This window comes from Pseudoalteromonas sp. MSK9-3 (genome assembly GCF_003590335.1).
GTDB lineage: Bacteria > Pseudomonadota > Gammaproteobacteria > Enterobacterales > Alteromonadaceae > Pseudoalteromonas.
The window spans coordinates 241,500-261,484 of sequence record NZ_MIET01000070.1 but is presented as its reverse complement, the minus strand read 5'-3'; the positions used below and the strand labels follow the sequence as shown (position 1 = coordinate 261,484).

Here is a 19,985-nt window from a genome sequence, read left to right as displayed (position 1 = left end):
TCACCCTGACGCAGGTCAGGGCCCATGCCAATCAGCCCCTAATGCCAAGAAACAACACAAAACCTAGACCCTGAAATAAATTCAGGGAGACGAAAAGCGGCAACATCAAACTTTTTAGCAGTCTCATCACACCATCTCCAAATCGTCTCCCTGACGAAGGTCAGGGCCCATGCCAATTAATCCCAACCTTCTCTCCCACACCATCGTCTCCCTGACGAAGGTCAGGACCCATGCTAATTAACCGCTAATGCCAAGGCGCAATACAAAACCTAGACCCTGAAATAAATTCAGGGGGACGAAAAGCGGCAACATCAAACTCTTTAGCGGCCTCATCACGTCACCTCCAAATCGTCTCCCTGACGAAGGTCAGGGTCCATGCTAATTAACCCCAATCTTCACTCCACTCCACCGTCACCCTGACGCAGGTCAGGGCCCATGCCAATTAATCCCAACCTTCTCTCCCACACCATCGTCTCCCTGACGAAGATCAGGACCCATGCTAATTAACCCCTAACGCCAAGACGCAACACACAACCTAGACCCTGAAATAAATTCAGGGAGACGAAAAGCGGAGACCTCATTATAAATAACCACGCCGTACACAACTGGTATAAAAAGTGCTTAATATTCATAAAACTAACATCCGACAAAATGTTGTCGCATAAGGACCGTGTCACACATGAACTTTAACTCTTTGCCGCCAAGCGCTTACTCAAATCATGGTTATAACCTGTCAGAAACCCCCACCAGCAAAGGTAAAAACACGGCAACGCCAGTAACAGAAGATCCAACAAAGGCCACGGAGGAAACAGCCACTGAAAAAACCACTCTTGAAGATGAAAAGACGCCCACAGATAAAACGTCCGATATCAGTGCACAAGAAAAAATCGTGGGTAACATCAAAATTCTACAGAACAAAATGAGCGAAGTGCGGGCTGACTCAAGCCTCACAAAAGAGCAAAGTGCCGAGCAACTGGCAGAGCTAAAAACGCAACTTGATGAACAACTGCAAAATGTGCAACTTATAATCAAAAAGCAAACATCAACGCTAGTACAAAGCTTATTTACCAGTAACGGCGCGAGTAACGCGGGCATGTTTTTCAACAATAAAGCCTAAACCTGTTGCTAGGGCCGCCCCAGGCTGCATGTTAGGTTAAAAAGGCAAATACAAAAAAGCGCATTACCTAAATGCGCTTTAAAAATAGTTATTTAACTCAATCGCCCGTTAAAAGTCGTAATGTAAGCCCATGTATAACGTTCTTGGCGCTCCAGGTTGAATACGTTCTCTGCCGTAACGTAACTCCCCTTGCAACGCGTATTTTTTATCAGTTAAATTAGCAACTCGCACATGAAGTTTTAACGCATCCGTTAAAAGGTAATTCACTTTCACATTGGCAACGGTATACCCTGAGTACTTTTGTGTATTTTTGGCATCCATCCAGTAGTCACCGATGCTTTGAATTTCAGCCACCACATTTAACCCATCGAAAACATCACTGTTGTAATTCAACCGCAAATTAGCCACATAGTCAGGGGCCATTTGTAAACTATTACCAGATAAATCCTGCGCTTTACTGCGTTGCGTGTTTCGGTCAATACGCCCTTGGTCTTCTATGTAATGGTCAAATTCATGCTCTGATCGGCTATACGCAAACGCAACAGCCACCGACTTGGAGACGTCATAGTTCACACCAAGCTCAATGCCGCTGTGTTCTACACGCGCAGCATTCACCCGATAAGAAGCGCCAAAATCGTCATAAGCGGTAACAATCGCATCGTCAACCGCCATAAAATAATACGCCAGTTCTATGCTCAGCGCCTCAAAATGTGCCTTATACCCCACTTCGTATGTGTCAGAGGTCTCTTCATTTAACGCACTCAATTGCGCACTCGTTTCTTTGGTTTTTAAATGATATAACTCAGACGCGGTTGGAATACGGATCGCATTCGCAAAACGCACATAAACATTGCTGATATCATTCATCTGATAATTTAAGCTCGCCTTGGGGCTTAAATGGTCAAATGTATCTGTTCTATCAGCGATAGATCGATTGCCAAAGCCATCGTCGTCATAAGTGGGTAAGCTATTATTAAACTCATACTTATTATTGTCATACCTGAGCCCAAGGCTATAACTAAGTTGTTTTGTTATTTCGCCATTATGCTGGATATAAGGCGCAACTCCCCTAAAACGGGTCTCATCATTATAAAATACATGCCCTTTAGGATAAGTTGCAGCCCCCCAGCCAGTGGTTGTGCGCGTGGCAGCTTGATACGAAAGTGCATCACCTTTGGCACTTTCTAAATCAATACCTATCGTGGTATCAAACCCATCGCTGTGAGAAAAGTTAGCCAGTGCCAGTACACCAACCGTTTTTACGCTCGATTCAACTTGCGGCATATTAGGTTGCCACGTCGCAATATAATCATTGCTTCTGTATCGCGCATAAGGAATAACCGACGCAAACACAGCGTCGCCATGGTATTGATACTCCGAACTAACACGCACGTAGTCAGTTTTACGGCGAGGGTCAATATTGACGACTTCTAACGGTAACCCTGATTGCGACGGGTCGTCGTTAAACTCATCTTCTGTAAGTGCATCCAGCATTTGTTGGTCAAGGCTTGACGCCATCACACTGGTTTTAAGCTGATGCCTATCAGAAAAACTCACTTCATGTAGCACATTAAGCTCTGCTTTTTCTACACTGCTGTTGTCACGCCACCCATCGTTATTTAAATACGCACCCGACACTCGCACACCATTATTTTCACTAAAGTGCTCGGTAATACTGCCCTGATAACGCTCATAACCGGCTTCGCCAAGCGTTAAGCCTAAAGCATTTTTGTTCGAGTCAACGGGCGCAGATAACACATTAACCGTTGCTGCCACCGCGCCAGAGCCATACAAGCTAGTACCCGCCCCTTTCATTACTTCTAAGCGCGACAAAGACGAATTGCTGCTCGCCCACCAAAGCGCATTATGATTATAAAAAGCCGCCGACTGTAAAGGCACATTGTCTTGTAGATACAAGGTATACCCGCCGTAGTTAATGGGCATACGAATAGCCGCGTTATGCCCTTGCCCACCCGACAACTGGTTTAACAATACACCCGGAATAGTTTGCAAAGAATCTGACAGATGTTGGCTATTATCATTATTTAGCACCTCTTCCGACACGCTGCCTATACTGAGCGCTAACTGGGTATTTAATTTGGCCGTACGGCTCGATGTAACGGTGATCTGCTCTATATCAGCCATCGCATTATCGTCGTTCGCGTATGCGTATGCGTTGATTGAACACGCAGATAAAATAGACAATGAGATAAGTGAATAGCAAAAGCGCTGCTTCATTCTAGATATTCCTAAGTTATTTTTTAATAATCTTTTAATTAGTGGCTGTCCACATAACCGCCCGACGACAATACACCACGACGCACAATCGCACTTTTTTGCCGCCTACGTCGGCCAATATACAAACGAACGCCAAACAATGCGGTCAATACCAAGCCAATAATAATACCAGTGACGATAACATCTCGAACTTCTCGGCCTAGCGGGTTTAAAAAGTGGTATTTATGTAAGTAACCAAAATGCCAACTACGTGCGCTTTGCCAATTTGTTTCTATGTTAGCAACAAACCCAGTGTGCGGTTCAACACTGTAAAGCACATCAGGTGCATTCACAAAGCGCATTTGAATAACAGGTAATCGTTTGTTTATAAAACCATAAGTTTGACCAAACTTATCAATTTTTTGCCAATTAAGCACCGTACCACCGACATTAAGTTGCCGCTGTAACTGAGCCAGAGCTACGTCTACGCTCGTTACATTTACCGCTGAGTTTTGCCAATAACTAAATTCGACTATCGGCCTTTTTTGTACAAATGCCTGTTTCGTCACCTGTGTAACAACTTGCTCACCCACAGCCACCAATTGAAAATTGTCGCCGTTTGAGTCAAGCACATCTTTTAATGGATCGTGGTTAAGTCGGTCAGTAAAAATAGCGTTGCCAGGCGACAACGCTCTAAACGTCTCAGGAAAAAACTTATCAACTAATATATGAATACTGCTGCTTGCAAACCCCAACATACATACACTCAATACAACACCCAATGAACGGTGTAGCACTGGCGTATTAACACGTTTACTTTTTAAACGTCGCCATAGCAGAGCATAACTTACTAAACCAAACACCCCAGTGCCAAATAATAGCAATGAAATTGCCAACATCGGGGTTATGCGCCATAGGCTATGTCGCTCGCCAATAAATTCAAAGGTGTGTAATTGCTTAAACCAATAAGACAAACTTTCTCGCAAGGGCGTATTATGCGCTGCAATACGGCTGCTTAACGTATCAACATACAATCGATTTTTGTTTTGTAAGGTAACGCGATGAACAGGCAGTATACGGTTAATTTCAGCATATTCAGGGCTAAATTCGTTAATTAATTCAGTGCCCAAGGCGGCCTGTTCAGCCCATGATTGCGCCAAATAAAGTGCATAACGTTCGTCATTTAAAGCGCTATTTATTAAGCCCGTTTCCACTGAGAAGTAATAAATGTGTGGCAAGGGAGCATTCGCAACCGCCACTTGATAGTAATATGCCGCCTTATATTCAATCACCCTTGCATGGCTAAACGCCGTGATGTTGTGGGCGACTAAAACCGATTTTAAAGGTACTGCTACCGCAGAAATATGATTGGGAACTTTAATAAATGGGGTGTTAAGCCGTTCAGCTTTCGCAAAGTGCGACATTGCAGGGTGCAACAAGCCACTCAAAGCCCAAACAACAAAAGGAATAACGCACAATAAGGCAAAACGCCTATGCCAAACAAGCAACGACTTGATCATATTATTATTTTTATATCAGAAAGATAAAGGAGAGTATAATTCGAATTAACGCATTGAGCGTGTGACATAATGTCGCAGGAGAGACAATACATCCTTTTGAATGAGAAACAGCGCAAGCACCGTGCAAATTACATAAAATAAAGGTCAATCACGTTTGCAAACTAAAATTGACCTAACAAAGCACCTCGAATATTACGCGAGATAGAATATAAATCAGTCATTCTTTTTTTAGCTTCAAGGGTATCTATACCTTTAATTGCTTCTGCATCTTCTAAAAAAAATGCCATATCAAACTTTTTACGCCGTTTGTTAAAAACATACACCAATACATAGCAGTAACCGTCCACAGCGTTAGTGGTTCCGAAAAACTCCAAATCAGTATAAGTTAACTTTGGCTTTACTAAATCACCGTCTAAGTTTTTTATAAAAACGTGTTTAATGTACAATTTTTTTGTTGCAATAGAGTATTTAGTAACATCTTTTAACCCTAAGTTATGCAGTGACTCCGAAGCCACGTCCAGTGGTAATAAACTCGTCATCAATGACCTATCCTTTTTACTATGAGCACCAACTGTTAACAATAATCAACTAGATTGTGTGGAAAAATCTCCCCACATGTAAAAAAAGATAATAAAAAGTATCAACCCTTTACTTTTGTACTGTCTATACACCTCAAAACAAGGGACCCTGAAATGAATTCAGGGAGACAAATAAAAGACAACCCCATACACACCAACTGCAGCATTGATAAGCACACCTCATTCCGCCTCCCTGCTGCAATTTTTGTACCCCTGACCCCACTTTCGTCTCACTACCCTGACCTTCCCCCTCTTCCCCCTCTTTCGTCTCCCTGACGCAGGTCAGGGCCCATACAAATCACACCACCCAAACCCAACAGCCCAAATTCGTCCCCCTGACGAAGGTCAGGGTCCATATAAGTCATAGCACCCAATCACAGCCCCCACTTCATCAATCTCTTTGCCCTCTTTTTCGTCTCCCTGACGAAGGTCAGGGCCCATCTAAAGCAAACCACCCAAACCCAACAACCCAACTGCGTCTCCCTGACGCAGGTCAGGGCCCATCTAAACCAAACCACCCAAACCAAACAACCCTCTTTTCGTCTCCCTGACGAAGGTCAGGGCCCATACAAATCACACCACCCAAACCCAACAAACCAACTTCGCCTCTCTGACGAAGGTCAGGGCCCATACCTAACAGTTCCTCCATAACGAATAATAAATAAAGGTGGACCCTGAAATGAATTCAGGGAGACGAATAAAAAAACACCTAAACCTAACAAACCAATTTCGTCTCGTGACGCCATTTACGTAATCATGACGCTACTTTCGTCTCCCTGACGCAGGTCAGGGCCCATATAAGTCACATCACCCAAACCCAACCGGTGTGCGGGCGGCCCAGTTTCAACCTCCCAGCCCCCGCTTCAATCCCCTTGACGCAACTTTCGTCTCACATCCCCCTTTTCGTCTCCCTGACGAAGGTCAGGGTCCAATTACTCAATACTAATCACCCTCAACCCACCAAAAATCCCAATACAAACCAACCAGCGACCATTAATAATGATAAAAATTCAAATTTATCGCACCAAAATATCAACAAGTACTTCACTAATTACATTATAAATATTATCATATGCACCGAGGTTTACACTAAGTGATCACAATGTTATATTTGAGTTAAATATAATTAAAATAACCTTTCCATCTACATATTAAGGATAGGATGTGATCAATGGTGATGACCTTAAGGCCATGCGGACTCAGGCCGGTATTACACAAGCACAAATGGCAAGTAAACTCAGTTGCGATAGAAAGACCATCATTAACTATGAGTTAGGTGTTGGTGAGCCCAAAATGGGCCAACTTCTTAAATGGTTAGTAATTTGTCGGGTAGATATTAAGCCTTTAACAAATCAAATTACTAAGATAAGAGAAAAAATAGATTCAGAATAGAATTTATAGTAAGAAATTATTATAAAAGTTAGGTTTCATATTTTAATTAACAGGAGTTACATTGTGAAAACATTAAATGAGTCAACATGCAAAAAAATTAATGGCGGGGCTGTTCCAAAAAAAATAGAAAGGGCAACTAAATCAGCATATATTAATGAAAAACCCCTTCACATTACCAACCTAAAAAGCCAAACAAACAAAATAAGTTAACAATGAAAAACTCGACAAAACTTATAATAACAATGGTGTTCACCTTCTTTTTTTATACATTAATTTCAAACCCTAACATTACGAGCACTGTGTTTCTATCATCAATAACTCTATGTTTATTTTATGGAGTTGCGAATAAGGAAGTAAACTTAATCCATATTTCCTTATTCTCATCAACTCTATATATAGCAGAATATATAACAATTGATTTTTACTATGACTTTTTATTAAACAACCTTTCAAGTAAGGTTTTAATTGGTACCTTTTATTATGGATATCAAATAAAGTTCTCTATTATAGCATTTTTCATATTCATTCTCAGAGTTCAAATATCCAGAACAATATCCAACAGTAAGAAAATAAAGCTAACGCCGTTTGACAATATCATGCCCTGGATTTACATATACAACACTATCATAGCAACGCTACACACCATTGACTTTTATATTAACGAAATTTATGAAATTAAAACACTATCATTTTTCTACAGCTTTTACGAAGAACTGATATACCTAGGTATGACGATGGTTGTAACCTTATTATTTTCAATGATTATATATCACAAGAAAGAACTAGAAGCGCCTAACTATCATTAAACTAATAAATGAGTTTTAAAAAATTAGAGATATATCAATGCTAGACGGCAGCGATCTAAAATCAGTCAGAAAAAATGCGGGTATCTCACAAACCGATATGGCCAAAAAACTCGACTGCGATAGGCGCACAATCATCAATTATGAACAAGGAGTGTGTGAGCCAAAAGCTAGTCAGCTTTTTAGGTGGTTATCAGTATGTAAAATTGATTTAAAGCCACTGGCAAGTCAACTCCAACACTTCAAAGAATCAATTTTCGTATTATTTGCATTGCCGATGATTTCAGCAGCTACTAGTAGTAACATCTATAGCTTTATAGTTTTATTATGTATACTGTACGCTGTTGTCAGAAAAAATGTAAATATAGCACAAATATCAACGTTGCTATTCATCATTTATAATTTTGAGTATCGGATAATAACGCTTTTGAAAACTATATTAGTAGAACATAACTACTCAGCCATATCGATAGCAACTATACATTATTCATTTCAAATATTAATGGCTACATTCTCACTAGTCATTTTCTCTAAACGTATTAAAATATCAAAGTACATCCTAAATAAAATGAAAGTATCACCAACCATCGCTGACCAAGTACTTCCTTGGATCTATATTTACCTTTTAACACTGGCGATAATATCAGCTATTGAGTATGGTTTAAATTACAAATTAAATTTCAAACATCTAGCGTTTGTTTATGACTATTATGAACAGCTTAACTATGTAGCAATGTTGAGCATAATTTGTTTACTATTCACTATGATAGTCCGCCATGAAAAAGAGTTAAAAAATGGTAACTCTCAATGCTAGACGGAAATGACCTAAAATCAGTCAGAAAAAATGCGGGGATATCGCAAGCCGATATGGCCAAAAAGCTCGACTGCGATAGGCGCACAATCATCAATTATGAGCAAGGAGTATGTGAACCAAAAGCTAGTCAGCTTTTTAGGTGGTTATCAGTATGCAAAATTGATTTAAAGCCACTAGCTGTACAGCTTCGTAATATAAAAGAAAGTGCATTCATTTTTCTTTCCTTAGTTATTATATCACCCTATATAATAATTTACTTTTACATTTCAGCTCTTATATCGTTCGCCATATATGGGGGAATTCGACGAGAGAAAAACATCTCTTGTATTGCTTTTATTATAGCGTCCCTATGCACGTTTGAATTTATATCTATTGGTTATTTCGACAGCTTCATATCAAGCTTAACTACAGACGACCTCATCATAGCTATATTTTATTATTCCTTCCAAATAACTTTTAGCATTGCAGGCTATTACATCTTCTCTTATAGAATTAGAAAACGCCATCAAATCCACATAGAAAACCCAAAACTATCGTTATTGGAAAAAGCACTACCTAAAATTTACATATACAATTCGACAATTACAACTTTACATCTCATTGATTTTTATATAGATAGCAAATATAATTATACGTTTTTATCTGTATTCTATACCTATTATGAGAATTTGGTATATATCGGTATGTCCCTAATTATCTTTACACTGGCTGCAATGGTTGCCTCTCATGAAAAAGAGTTAAAAAATGGTAACTCTCAATGCTAGACGGCAGCGACCTAAAATCAGTCAGAAAAAATGCGGGTATATCACAAACCGATATGGCCAAAAAGCTCGACTGCGATAGGCGCACAATCATCAATTATGAGCAAGGAGTGTGCGAACCAAAAGCCAGCCAGCTTTTTAGGTGGTTATCGGTCTGTAAAATTGACTTAAAGCCACTGGCAGCTCAATTGCAAGGTATGAAAAATTCCATACTTATACTCTTTACAATTGCATATTTTACACCTGACATTATGATGTCATCCTATGTTGCTATTCTTGGGCTATTTTTGGCATTTGGTATCTTCAGAAAAAGTAGCTCAATAACATTTACCGCAGTTGTTCTTCTTTTAACTAGCTTGCTTGAGTATACCTCATTTCAATTTATAGTGAATTTTTTGGCACGATTAGAAAACAAAACAGTATGGCACTCTTCAAGCATTTTTTTATCGCAGTCCCTACTCTCATTTTTTGCTTTAATAATATTTATTAATCAAAAAAGAATTATAAAATGTACGTTTCTTCACTCATGGAAGCATAGCTATTCATATTCATTAGTATTAACGATGACATTTGCTTATTTTACAGCCTTGACAGCTGCTGCGGCAATCGAGTTCATACTTAATCGCCAATATGCATTTAAAAACTTTAATTTTATTTACACCTACTATGAGAGTCTTGTCTATTTTGGGTGGGCAGTCGTTATCGCAACACTCATTACTATGACACGTGAAAACCTGAAGCCGAATAAGTAGACTTGGCGCTAACATACAACTTTGCACTATGTTAATTAAGTTAATAGAAACCCGACTAAAACGACTCTACATCACGAAAAACCAACCATAAAGAACTAACAAAAATAAATAAAGCAACACCAAAAAACCACTTTAAATTTCGTTTTTCACAATCATTCACATTTCTTCCACAATTGCTTGTCATTGTTTGTTTATCTAGTTGTTTTTAATTGGTTGAAATATGAAATCAAGTTCTTTAGTACTAAATTCTATTGTAATAAGTGCAGTATTGATAACAGCTGTAGTCGTAAACACTGCATCAGCAAGTACACCAAACTTTATCAACTCAGAGCGCGTGAATGTTCAAGAACATGAAGGTAACATTAACGCGCTTCCCACCGTGGTAAGCGCAAATTTGGCTGTAATTTCATCTGATGCAACGGCTGATGAAGCACTCGCTAACTTAATTATTGAAAAGCGACTTAGAAGCGCAATTCGAGGGGCAAGGCGCGCGCCCAGTATTAATGAACCTATCACACAGCTTGGAATGAAACTCTTTTTTACTAAAGCGCTAGGGGGTGAAAAAACCGTCGCCTGTGCCACATGCCACCACCCCGAGCTTGGCGGCGCTGATCAGCTGTCATTCAGTATTGGTACCAATGCCATCGACCCAGATGCAATAGGCCTTGAACGAAAAGCACTCAATAATGAGGTGACCATTCCTCGTAACGCCCCCACTATTTTTAATACCGGATTAATGCGCCGCACCCTCTTTTGGGATGGGCGAGTTGAGATGGTTACAAACGAACAAGGTGTTCGTACCAACCAAATTAGCACACCTGATTCAACATTTAATAGTGTTGATGTGAATGCCGGCGATAGCTTAACTGCCGCGCTTTCTCGATTCCCAGTTACATCGGTTGAAGAAATGCGCGGAAGTGCCTTTCCACAGGCCACCACAAATGACGAAGTTAGGCGTCATCTTGCAGAACGTATTGGCGACTATGGTGGCGAAACAGGCAGTTTAGATACCAATGACTGGCTAGCACACTTTCAACAAGCATTTAACAGTGATGAACCAGCACAAAATCTTATTACCTTTGATAGCATAGCGCTGGCGCTTGGACAATATCAGCAGTCATTGGTATTGGTTGACTCAGATTGGCACCGTTATTTAAATGGTGATCCCACTGCCCTAAACGACCAACAAAAACGCGGTGCAGTATTATATTTTACACCCCGTGAAGACGGTGGCGCAGGGTGTGACACTTGCCACGGTGGCACGCGTTTTACCCGCGAAGGATTTGTCAATGTTGCGTACCCACAATTTGGTATTGGGACTCAGCCTGATAAAAGCGATATTGGCAGAGCAGCGATAGATCCTACCCGCCGTAATCAATTTGCGTTTCGCATACCTAGCTTATTAAACGTGGCATTAACCGCGCCTTACGGCCACGCTGGTTCGTTTGAAACACTAGAACAAGTTGTTGCACACTATGTGGACCCAGCCACAAGCATTGAACAATTCTTTCAACGTGGGGGCGCCTGCGGATTACCACAATTTGCCGATAACGAGAACTGTGATGAATTAAACGACCAAGCACAACAAAATAGCCAAGCTGCATTAAACCGCTTTGAGCGTTCACGGTTTGTAAAACCCATTTTAAATGCAGAGCAACAGCAAGACGTGGTTGCATTTTTACACGCACTCACGGATCACTGCGCCACAGATACTGACTGTATTCAGCAATGGGTACCAAGCGATTCAAGCAATGACCCCGACAACTTACAGCTAAGGGCACGCTTTACACCCTAACCAGTTTACACCTCCCAACCATTAATGAGTTGCTACGTACCTATGTGCGTATCAACTCTTTTTTTAGTTCACTCAATAAAATGGTCAAAAAATTTACATTTTATAAAGGACTCAATACAATGATTTTATGATTAATATTCGAGCTAAAAATGGACTTTAATAAAAAGATCAACGCATTAAGACCGCATAATCCACAAAAATCGGTGCAAGGTAGCCTTGAAAGTGACCGAGGTCGTATTATTAACAGTGCGGCGCTACGCCGATTGCAGCAAAAAACCCAAGTCTTCCCTCTTGAGCGTAACGCTGCTGTTCGATCGCGATTAACCCACTCATTAGAAGTACAGCAAAATGGCCGATACATTGCCCAAACCATTGTTAAAGCGTTAAAAAAACAAAAGCTCGCACCAGAATTATATGATGATTTAGCCACATCGCTTGAATCATTGGTTGAAATGGCTTGCCTAATGCACGACATTGGCAACCCCGCATTTGGCCATTTTGGTGAAGCAGCAATCAACGATTGGTTTAAACGGTACTTGTCACAACATCCCGCTTATTCTTTAGATATGGCTCAATTAAGCAGCCACAAATACAATGAAAACGTACCACTAAAAATGCAGCTTTTATTTGATTTGTGTAATTTTGAAGGTAACGCTCAGGCTATTCGGATCATCCACACCCTATCTAGCCTAAACTTAACCTATTGCCAAACTGCCAGCATTTTAAAATATACCCGCTGTGCCACGCAGCCAAAGCCTCCATTAGAAAGCTCAACCAGTTACTTACAAAAAAAGTAGGCTATTACTATAGCGAACACCAATTTGTTAATGAGCTTTGTAACGCGCTACATATCAAAGTTGGGCACCGCCACCCAGCTGCATATATTATGGAAGCGGCCGACGACATTGCGTATTGCCTTGCAGACATTGAAGATGCTGTAGAAAAAGGGTTTATTAGCGTCGATACATTAAGCGTATTATTAGCCGAAGAATATCAGAGCATTCTTAGTACCCTTCCACCGTCGGAGCAAATATATAAGCAATTTGTTGCCGATAAATGCACCTATGCCTACGAGCGCGCTTGTGAGAACCTCGCGAATTTCGACAATGAGTTTTTTATTTGGCTCAGGGTTGGGCTAATTCATACGTTAGTTAAACATGCAGCCACTCGATTTATTGGCAATTTAGAGGCGGTATATCACGGCAGCTTTAATAGTGCATTGCTTGAAGATCAAAGTTACCAATATGCCATTACACAAACGCTTAAGAACGTCGCGCTCAAACATGTTTTTTGCCATAAAGAGGTCGAAGAATTAGAACTACAGGGCTATAAAATAACCTCGGGGATTTTAGATGAATATAGACGGCTATTAGAGTTAGACGCACATCAATTTATGCAAATAATTAACAAAGACCGAGGATTTCCTATTGAAACACGGCTTTTGAACCGCATTTCACCGAAATTTGTTGCCGTTTATAAGCAAACAATAAACCAGCTCACACCTGAACAAACACAACACCCTATATTTGAATTTTATTACAGAAGCCGTCTATTACAAGACTTTGTAAGCGGCATGACCGATCAGTTCGCTTACGATACGTATAGAACCCTCGTTGTTGCAGATTAGAATATTCTATTTATACATTTTTATGCTGTTATTTTCACACCCATTTACAAATATAGATATTGTGTGGATTGCAAAGCGCTTGTTTATTTAATATTGTTGCATAAATATAAAAACCCAAAACAGGAACTTGCAAGTGCGCCTTACACTCTTACTTTTCGTCGTAATTTTGAGTTCTGCGTCAGCTTATGCCTGTGAAGGCTTATCATATAAGCAAGAACAGTTAAATGATGATGCTATTTGGTCACCCTATTTGCGCCGAGGTATGAAGTATTTTGGCAATAAAGAGGATAAAAAGGCCATTGCATGCTTTAAAAAAATTGCACACTACGAGCCTGGTATTGCAAATATTCGCATTGCGACGGTTTATCATCTGCGTTATAAATCAGACCAAGCAAACGCATCACTGCGTAAACATGCTATATCTTATTACAACCAAGGTTTAGAGTACCCAGAGAATATTTCTGTTAACTTTATAAGAACTCAATTAAAAAGGTTACTTGTAACGCTTTCTAATGAAGAAATCATACAGCTACAAAGTAGTGCTAATGGGACCTCTCGCTACAATTATTTTAATGCGGGCCTTTATCACGTTGATAATGCTAACCCTATACAAGCACTGCATTACTTAAAGCTCGCAGCAGACGATAAGTATTGGCCTGCTAAGTTACTCCTTGGGCAGCTTTACAACCCTGCATTAAAATACAACACCACTTTTATTCCATTTAGCAAAGATCTAAAAAAAGCCACATATTGGCTAAAAAAAGCCCACACACAAGCCCCCACTAAAATGTTAGAACGACAGCTATTACACCTCGAAGAGTACAAAAAGTCACTCCATACCCTTCATGAACACTAACTCCCCCTATTATCAACATACGTCTGTTTTATTTGAAAGCCTTGATGGACCCTGAAATGAATTCAGGGCGACGATTGGCGTGTACTCGCCTGTTTGAGTGTATTCGTCTTCCTGACGCAGGTCAGGATCCATATTGAACAACTTCTCCAATTTCCGTACATCATACAAAGTGGGCCCTGAAATGAATTCAGGGAGACGAATGGTGTTTTCTTGTCTGTTTGGTTTGACTGTATTCATCTGTTTGACATGAGCTTATTCGTCTTCCTGACGAAGGTCAGGATCCATGTTGAGTAACTACCTCTACTTCGTACATCATATAAAGTGGACCCTGAAATAAATTCAGGGCGACGAATGGCGTGTATTCGTCTGCTTGATTTTAGTTTATTCGTCTTCCTGACGAAGGTCAGGATCCATGTTAAGTAACTACCTCTATCTCAGTACATCATACAAAGTGGGCCCTGAAATGAATTCAGGGCGACGAATGGTGTGTAATCGTGTATTGGGTGTGAATGTACTCGCCTGTTTGGTTTAAATGTATTCAGCTTCTTAGAGCAGCGAATAATGCGTATTCATCTACTTGATTTGAGTTTATTCGTCTTCCTGACGAAGGTCAGGATCCATATTGAGCAACTACCTCTATCTCAGTGCATCATACAAAGTGGACCCTGAAATTAATTCAGGGAGACGAATGGCGTGTACTCGTGTATTGGGTGTGAATGTACTCGCCTGTTTGGTTTAAATGTATTCGGCTTCTGAGAGAAGCGAATAATGCGTATTCATCTACTTGATTTGAGCTTATTCGTCTTCCTGACGTAGGTCAGGATCCATGTTAAGTAACTACCTCTATCTCAGTACATCATACAAAGTGGGCCCTGAAATGAATTCAGGGGGACGAAAGGCGTGTACTCGTGTGTTAGGTGTGAATGTACTCGCCTGTTTGGTTTAAATGTATTCGGCTTCTTAGAGCAGCGAATAATGCGTATTCATCTACTTGATTTGAGTTTATTCGTCTTCCTGACGAAGGTCAGGATCCATATTGAGCAACTACCTCTATCTCAGTACATCACCCAAAGTGGACCCTGAAATGAATTCAGGGAGACTAGTTAAACGTATTTGTCATCTAGAAAAGAGGTAAATGATATTTACTTTCCCAACTTAAAGCAAAAATGGGGATTACTTACTCTTATTAGAGAGACAAAAATACGGTGTAAAGCCCCTTTACGATTTTATTAGCTCCTTTATAACGCGCAATAAAATAATTCGTTAAAAATCATAGAACAAAACAAAAACCAATACCAAAATACTATTTAATGTGATTTTTATGTTGCAAGATAAATCTCTAAGCGCATAATGAAATTATAAAAGATGATAAAATACCTATTTTGACGTGCAAGGAAATGCCCATACGCCAAACAAAACCCTGGGGCTAATCTTATGTTCACTATCAAAAAAATAATCAATTCTATGGTACTCACTAGCTGTCTATTCACAGCTAACATTCAAGCAAATAACTGCACAGGTCAGCTTTTTAGTATCAACGCAGGCAGAGGTGAAGTTGGGTTAGTAGTTGCGGTCAATGAGTATAGCGGTGACGCATTTGTTCATTCAAAGGCTAAGTTTAGTTCAGCAGCAATGGCATACGCATCAGACTTAAATCGTTTGTATTATATCAGTGCACCAAGAGCGTCAGAATATAAACTCGATGTGTCGGGTGTTGACTTAAATAGCACTGAGCTAAAATCGCTGCCTATCTCTGCACAAAAACAAAAATACACGAAAGTTGCTTATGTAGATATGAGCACCAAGGAGCACATTACATTAGCCAATAGTAAGCCGATGTACCGACTTGCATACGACAGCACCTCACAACTGTTGTATGGCGCTTACTTTAATAAACTCTATTCAATTGAGCCTGCCACTGGTGCAACAACACTATTAGGCAGTATGTCTGGGTATTCGAGCAACCCCGAAATGTGGCGTGGTGACTTGGCATTCAAGAACGGGCAATTATATTTGATCTCTAATTCTGCAATATTTACCGTTAATATTGCCACTTTAGCCGTGGCTAAACTTGCTGATCATAACTTATCAACAGTCACAGGTGCAGTATTTAATGGTGTGGGTGAGCTCATCATCAGCCGTGATAAAAGTAATGATTATGGCAGCCATAACATGTCTGAGCTTTATCACGTTATCCCCACTACAGGGGCTGCATGCCTTATGGCAACAATACCTACTCAAATAAATGATTTGGCGGTCGACAATAGCAATGGCTATGCGTGCCCAGAGGTCCCTTTATGTCAATTAGTGACTAAGCCAACCGTGTCGCTCACACCTGTGACTGCATCTGCACACGAAGGCTCAACGCTCAGCTTTAACATAGAACTTAGTAACTCATACAGCACCGATGTAACGGTCGATGTATCAACCACACCAGGCACCGCCACGAGCAGTGACTATAGCTATACAGATCAGACTGTTACTATTCCAGCCGGCAGTACTAGCTATACAATATCAATACCCACTGTCGATAACTCCGTTTTTCAAGGAAATAAACAATTTACTGTTCATATCAACGCGTCAAATAACGGGGCAGGCTCAGATAGTGAAACAGCCACGATTATTGAAAATGATACCGACCCTGCGGTCCAACTTCAAAACGCAGCTAAAAATGGCAGTGTAAACTGGGAAGGCTCCGATGGCTGTTGTGACGGTCAACGCATTAGAGGGATCAAAGGCCACTTTCCTAATGCACCCGCTGGCACAGTAGTTAACTTTTATATTAGCAGTCAAAAAATCGCGACTAAATCATTGCCTGCAAATAGCTTTAGTTACGCAGGAGACAGCCAAAGTACTTGGTGGATGAACAACGGCACAACAGCATGGGCTACCCTCACTTACAATGGGGTAACCGTTAATGTGCACACAGGGCATAGATCGCAGATCCACAACCACCATAACGTTAACTGTGCCAACGGTTGTTGGTGATATTATTTTCAGAGGGAGCATTAATTCAAATACAGGGAATGTTTAATAAGCACTATTAACAGTGACAAGGAAGGTAAACAACAAAATCGATAAACCGTAACACTTAAATAACTAGTTCTATAATAAAAATAAACGTGGTCAATACATTAACTAATAATGTATTGACCACACTAACGCGTTACTTAGTACGGCCTGTACCACCACAAATACGTGGGTTTGACGGCTGAGTATTGCATCCTGCGTAAAGCGTAAAGTTAACATCTTCCGCACCACCAGCTGCCGCAGCAGTTAGTGACAATGGCAAATCTTTATTATTCAGTGTTTTTAGTGACTTTTTATTTAGTAGTAATTTCATTTACATGCACTCCTTTGTTTAATTATTCTTCACATGAGTTCACAAAGTACACAGTAAAATCTGGCGTGTCTACTAATTAATAAATTTATTAATAAAGTATACTCTAAGTAAATATATGAAATACTTTGTCAATCAACTTAAAATAAAGCCGCTTTATTGCTTATTTACCAAGCAATAAATCACCCCATATAGTTTAATTTACACATGTATCCATACAGACTGAACCCTGACATATATGGACCCTGAAATAAATTCAGGGCGACGAATAGCGTGTTAAGCTCTTGCTAGGGGAGGACAACGGAGTGTTGTCATCATCTTTATTTGGAGGTTTTCGTCTTCCTGACGCAGGTCAGGATCCATGTTGAATAGCCCCTGTACTCACACTTGGTACACGAGAAATAGACCCTGAAATAAATTCAGGGAGACGAAGGGAGTATATTGTCTTGCTTGGGGAGAGTAATGGAGTGTATTCGTCATCTCAGTTTGGAAATATCCGTCTTCCTGACGCAGGTCAGGATCCATGTTGAGCAACTACCTCTATTTCCGTACATCACACAAAGTGGACCCTGAAATGAATTCAGGGAGACGAGTTAAACACCATCCCCCCTATTTTCAATATCAAACTCCGCAAATTTACTGCTGCTTTGATGGCGTAACATGGGCAAAGTGCACTAATGAATCCCACTTGTGTGCGATGTCTTTTAGCGGTACTGATGTTTCATAATCAACCAGTAACACTTCACTACTAGGCGCTTTACGCAATAGCGTACGGACGTCTAGCACACATATGTCACAGTCTAATTTGTTCGCGGCTAACTCTACACTATTCTTTGCCAAAGCCGATACAGAGCGCGTTTTCATGCTTACAAAGTCGACGAACTGGCCCTTTCCGCCGGTAAAGTGTGTTACATGATAGGCACTAGGGTATTGCGCAAACATCACTTGTCCAGCGTTTTGGGCCCCGTCTACACGTTCTTTTTGTAGGTGATAAATATGTGCCCAAATTATCATTTTTTGCCCTTTGTGCAGCTTGGCTTGCCACACTAAGTTATTGCCCATTTCATGACTTCTCATGTCACTAAGTTGCCATTGCCTTTTTGCCTGCGCTTTTAAGCCCACTAGAATACGCTGCCAAAAAGCAGGCCGAGTTGTCATGCCCAATGCGTGTGCCTCAAGCTGTGCAAACAACTCAAAAAAAACATCGGTATTTTTTGGTTTGGTGCTATTGATTTCAATCACGCTTTGTAAAACAGCCGCGACCTCTTGCCACTGCGTTTTACTAAACTGCGCATTAAAAGGAGGCAATAGGCTGCCTAGCTCTTTAACCAAAAATTGTTTAGAAATACCGCCGGTTAGTTGCGAGTCAAACCCAACCAATTTTAGCGGCCGATCAGTACTGTGTGATTGCTCAATATATTTAAATAGCGGCTTAAGCTCAGCACTATTTGCATACATGTAAAATATATTACCCGGCGCACTTTGCTCAATTGACGCACCGTTTTTTACAAACTCTCGATACAACCAGTCAACATCATACAAACCGCTTTCAAGTGCAAGTACATTAAAATTATGGTTTTTATGTAATGCTTTAACCGCTTCTCGTTTAAAGTTATACACATTCGCTGCGCCATGGCTTTGTTCACCTAACGCCACATATTGGTGCTGCGCCACGTTTGCAGCAAACTCATTCGCCACCTCTTGCAAGCTTGCTGAAGCTACTGATAAAGGACTGATCACCCACATCACTGCTATTAAAGCACCTGAAACGTAATTTCCAAACATAACTTTCCCTAAAAAATGTACAATTAAACCATTGTATAGAGGTCGTAAAAAATCGGATACCGACTTTAGTCTTATAACTTTACAACACAACGTTAACGGCGAAACCTCAGACCCTGAAATGAATTTAGGATGACAGATAAGTATATGACTCATGTGCTAAAATTTGCGCCGCTACGAAATGCCTCCTTGTAATCAATTAACCCCCATTAGTCTTCCTGACGCAGGTCAGGATCCATGTTGAATAGCCCCTGCACTCACACTTGGTACACAAGAAATAGACCCTGAAATGAATTCAGGGTGACGAAGGGAGTATATTGTCTTGCTGGGGAGGCCAATGGAGTGTATTCGCTATCTCAGTTTGGAAATATCCGTCTTCCTGACGCAGGTCAGGATCCATGCTGAATAACCCCCGCACTTCACTTAGTGCACATGAAAGTATCTCGTAAAGACTAGACCCTGAAATAAATTCAGGGAGACGAAGAGAGTGCCTTGTCTTGCTTGGGAAGGCCAATGGAGTGTATTCGCCTTCTTGATTTTGGGGTTTTCGTCTTCCTGACGTAGGTCAGGATCCATGTTAAATAACCCCTGCACTAACACTTGGTACACGAGAAATAGACCCTGAAATAAA

14 protein-coding genes and 1 pseudogene are annotated in these 19,985 nt (G+C 40.6%); 10 read left to right on the top strand and 5 right to left on the bottom strand.

The window, feature by feature from the left end; translation table 11 throughout:
* The first annotated feature begins 679 nt into the window (after positions 1–679).
* Positions 680–1,117, top strand: a complete 438-nt coding sequence (locus BGP78_RS21710; protein WP_119863349.1) for a hypothetical protein — start codon at positions 680–682, stop codon at positions 1,115–1,117.
* Between the two features lie 108 nt (positions 1,118–1,225).
* Here the strand turns inward: BGP78_RS21710 and BGP78_RS21705 are convergent, their stop codons facing one another.
* From BGP78_RS21705 to BGP78_RS21695, 3 genes are all read right to left on the bottom strand, one after another.
* Positions 1,226–3,355 (bottom strand): TonB-dependent receptor, encoded by a 2,130-nt coding sequence (locus tag BGP78_RS21705; protein WP_119863348.1) that lies wholly within the window; start codon positions 3,353–3,355, stop codon positions 1,226–1,228.
* Positions 3,356–3,393: 38 nt separating this feature from the next.
* The gene (locus BGP78_RS21700) at positions 3,394–4,854 is read right to left on the bottom strand and encodes a PepSY domain-containing protein (RefSeq protein WP_119863347.1); all 1,461 of its coding nucleotides are present in this window, start codon (positions 4,852–4,854) and stop codon (positions 3,394–3,396) included.
* A 161-nt stretch (positions 4,855–5,015) separates the two neighbouring features.
* Entirely contained in the window at positions 5,016–5,393 is a 378-nt protein-coding gene (locus BGP78_RS21695) for a hypothetical protein (protein WP_119863346.1), read from the bottom strand.
* A 1,203-nt stretch (positions 5,394–6,596) separates the two neighbouring features.
* On the opposite strand from BGP78_RS21695, the gene BGP78_RS21690 reads away from it, so the two are divergent.
* From BGP78_RS21690 to BGP78_RS21645, 9 genes and pseudogenes are all read left to right on the top strand, one after another.
* Complete coding sequence (locus tag BGP78_RS21690) at positions 6,597–6,824, top strand: helix-turn-helix transcriptional regulator (protein ID WP_119863345.1); 228 nt, start codon at positions 6,597–6,599, stop codon at positions 6,822–6,824.
* A 63-nt stretch (positions 6,825–6,887) separates the two neighbouring features.
* Complete coding sequence (locus BGP78_RS22740; RefSeq protein ID WP_182912366.1) at positions 6,888–7,034, top strand: hypothetical protein; 147 nt, start codon at positions 6,888–6,890, stop codon at positions 7,032–7,034.
* A 633-nt stretch (positions 7,035–7,667) separates the two neighbouring features.
* The gene (locus BGP78_RS21680) at positions 7,668–8,441 is read left to right on the top strand and encodes a helix-turn-helix transcriptional regulator (RefSeq protein WP_119863343.1); all 774 of its coding nucleotides are present in this window, start codon (positions 7,668–7,670) and stop codon (positions 8,439–8,441) included.
* Positions 8,435–9,205: a helix-turn-helix transcriptional regulator gene (locus BGP78_RS21675; protein WP_119863342.1), complete on the top strand. Its 771-nt coding sequence runs from the start codon at positions 8,435–8,437 to the stop codon at positions 9,203–9,205. Before BGP78_RS21680 ends, BGP78_RS21675 begins: the two co-directional genes overlap by 7 nt.
* Entirely contained in the window at positions 9,199–9,954 is a 756-nt protein-coding gene (locus tag BGP78_RS21670) for a helix-turn-helix transcriptional regulator (protein WP_119863341.1), read from the top strand. Before BGP78_RS21675 ends, BGP78_RS21670 begins: the two co-directional genes overlap by 7 nt.
* A gap of 220 nt (positions 9,955–10,174) precedes the next feature.
* Entirely contained in the window at positions 10,175–11,749 is a 1,575-nt protein-coding gene (locus BGP78_RS21665) for a cytochrome-c peroxidase (protein ID WP_182912365.1), read from the top strand.
* A gap of 149 nt (positions 11,750–11,898) precedes the next feature.
* A pseudogene (gene dgt / locus BGP78_RS21660) lies at positions 11,899–13,376 on the top strand (dGTPase).
* Between the two features lie 133 nt (positions 13,377–13,509).
* Positions 13,510–14,232, top strand: a complete 723-nt coding sequence (locus tag BGP78_RS21655; RefSeq protein WP_119863340.1) for a hypothetical protein — start codon at positions 13,510–13,512, stop codon at positions 14,230–14,232.
* A gap of 1,434 nt (positions 14,233–15,666) precedes the next feature.
* Positions 15,667–17,220 carry a Calx-beta domain-containing protein gene (locus tag BGP78_RS21645; protein ID WP_119863338.1) on the top strand — a complete coding sequence of 518 codons (1,554 nt, stop codon included), beginning with the start codon at positions 15,667–15,669 and terminating at the stop codon, positions 17,218–17,220.
* 178 nt (positions 17,221–17,398) lie between these two features.
* Here the strand turns inward: BGP78_RS21645 and BGP78_RS22735 are convergent, their stop codons facing one another.
* Both BGP78_RS22735 and BGP78_RS21640 read right to left on the bottom strand, forming a co-directional pair.
* Positions 17,399–17,575, bottom strand: coding sequence for a hypothetical protein (locus BGP78_RS22735; protein ID WP_182912364.1), 177 nt, complete (start codon positions 17,573–17,575; stop codon positions 17,399–17,401).
* Between the two features lie 633 nt (positions 17,576–18,208).
* The gene (locus BGP78_RS21640) at positions 18,209–19,357 is read right to left on the bottom strand and encodes an erythromycin esterase family protein (protein WP_182912363.1); all 1,149 of its coding nucleotides are present in this window, start codon (positions 19,355–19,357) and stop codon (positions 18,209–18,211) included.
* Between the last annotated feature and the right edge of the window lie 628 nt (positions 19,358–19,985).